The sequence below is a fragment of the Mycobacterium sp. KBS0706 genome (assembly GCF_005938675.2).
In the GTDB taxonomy this organism is placed as follows: Bacteria; Pseudomonadota; Alphaproteobacteria; order DSM-16000; family Inquilinaceae; genus Inquilinus.
This window is the reverse complement of record NZ_VCCH02000247.1, coordinates 1-2,123: the sequence shown is the minus strand read 5'-3', so window position 1 is coordinate 2,123 and position 2,123 is coordinate 1. Positions and strand designations below refer to the sequence as shown.

The 2,123-nt window shown below is 61.8% G+C and carries 2 protein-coding genes; one reads left to right on the top strand and one right to left on the bottom strand.

What is annotated here, in order from left to right:
• Positions 1–183: 183 nt before the first annotated feature.
• A complete protein-coding gene (locus FFK22_RS41550; RefSeq protein WP_138893427.1) occupies positions 184–951 on the bottom strand; it encodes a hypothetical protein in 768 nt (255 codons plus the stop codon).
• A gap of 693 nt (positions 952–1,644) precedes the next feature.
• Between FFK22_RS41550 and FFK22_RS43640 the strand changes: the two genes are divergently transcribed.
• Positions 1,645–2,123: hypothetical protein (locus tag FFK22_RS43640; protein ID WP_186002975.1), on the top strand; the 479-nt coding region annotated here is incomplete at its 3' end.

Below are 2,123 nucleotides of genomic sequence, written 5' to 3'. Positions count from 1 at the left end.
ATCGGCATCGATGCGGCGGACCACGACCCGGTCGTGCAGCGGGCGGAATTTCATCGGCTGAATCCTTTAATTGGCGTGCAGTCAGCGACTGATCACGGCGCACGGAGACAGGGTCTCCCGTCGTGATCTATCCCCACGAGATCACGTTCAAGCCCGCCATCGCCCTCTTGCCGGAGCGAGGCGTCAATCGTTCGTCCGTCGGCCTTGCGCGGTAACGAGAGTGACGAACGCGGATCCGCCGTTCGCGACGAGGGCACGGACTGCTGCCTGAGCCGCGTCCAGAGCCGGCTTGCCCGCAAAGTAATGACCGTAGAACTGCCCGTCCCTGGTCACTGTCCATCTCCCAGCCCTGTGGGCCACCAGGAACACCGTCGGGACAATCCCATGTTGCTCGCCATCATGCTCCACGGTCGATGCGCGCAGAAGCGGGCCCGCCGGCTGATTGGCGAGAATGGCTGGTTTTCCCGGCCGTTCTCCAAGACGGATCACCTCGCGGACGAACTGTTCGGCATGTTGGGCGGTATCAGTGTAATCGTGCTCGCGACGGCTCAGATGGTCCGGATTGTTGAACGCGCGATTCAGGCGGTTGATAAATTCCGGCTCGGCTTCCGCCATATGGGCGATCAGTGCCTGCAGGATCTGCTCGTGCGCGAGCACGCGTCTCTCGAGATCGGTGTTCTCGACCGGCCCATATCGCGTTGGAGCACGAGCGTGGTCTATGCCGGTGGCCGGTCCGTTAGACCCGTGGGTGGAGTTCCGTTGCCCTTCGATCCGAGCCGCCCGGTCCCTTTCCCAGCCTACTGGGTCCTGCGACTTCCGCGGGTGTTCGGCCATCCCCTCGTTTTCGCTGCGCTCTTCTGCGGAACGGTCCAGTTCGGCATGGAGCGGCGAGTCGCTCGGCACCGGCTCGTCCGGCCAGTAGGGGCTCTCGCGCCACATGATGTTTCCCATGATCTTTCCTTGTGATGGGGTATCGCTCCCCTGCGAAGCAGGACGCGAGCGTTCCCAGTTCAATCTTGCTCGACAGGGAGGGCGGGCGCCGGCGCCCTTGATCAGGATGCCGTCCAGCTTGGGTGACGTCACTCGAGTGTGGTCGCCGATCAAGATTGGATATAGGAATATCAAATGTATATATCAAGATATACCGAAAAATATTTCGGGTCGCCAGAAAATATACGCCCGGATGGTAGTGTAAATGACTGACCGACGTTTGTGAAGAAATCTCTATTTTATCCCGAATGATACATCGGCAATCGTCGTGTCTCGTTGGCCGCGCGCTGAAAAGGCAGCGTCTTCCGCACGAATCCACTGCCTGGGCGGGGTGAATTTTCGACAATTTGGGTCGCAATAGCCTCGGAGTCGCACCATCTCTTTAGGATGAGCCGCTGAACATCGTCGACCGTGCGTGACGGATCAGTCGGCTGGCGACATCGCCCGATCGAGGGGCGCCTCCTGATGGACCTGCTTCTCGGCGGGGCCACAGAGCATCGAGAGTACGCGTCATGAAAGACTGGTTCGTTCCACCGATCGTGATTCCCGCGGGGCTCATTTTGCTGGGCATCCTCTACGTCGCGTCGCGAGCATTCCTGTAGCGCCGCGCGGACGAATTGCGCGTGAGGAGGCGGGCGACCGCGGAGGATCCCGATGACCCTGCGAACCCATAGCGAGACCGTCACCTTTGTGCGGCCGTTCACGTTGAGCGGAATCAACGGCCCGCAACCGCCAGGGACCTACACTGTCGAGACCGATGAGGAACCGACCGAGGGCTCGTCCCCTCCCGCCTATCGGCGGGTCTCGACGATGATCAGGCTGGCGGGACGCCCAGGAACCGGGGAGCAGGTCCAGGTCGTCATCGTCGATCCCGAGGAATTGGCAGCGGCGTTGGCGCGAGACGCTGCTCCTCCGGATGGCACTTCTGAACGGGGACCGCCCGAGGAAAGCGGGCAAGACGGCACGCCGCCGGGAGCACTCCGGGAATCCGAGCGCCGTTCCGGGGAGAAGAATAGCCGGCAAGGGACCGCTCGACCGACCGATCGGCTCCACGAGGTGTGGCCATTCTGGGCGGTTCGCCACCCAAAGGAGTTGGCTTGGATCATGGCGATATTCGGCGGCGCGCTTTTTGT

Coding starts and splice junctions, on each gene's coding strand:
- FFK22_RS41550 (WP_138893427.1), bottom strand. CDS start 951: ATGGGAAACATCATGTGGCGCGAGAGCCCCTACTGGCCGGACGAGCCG.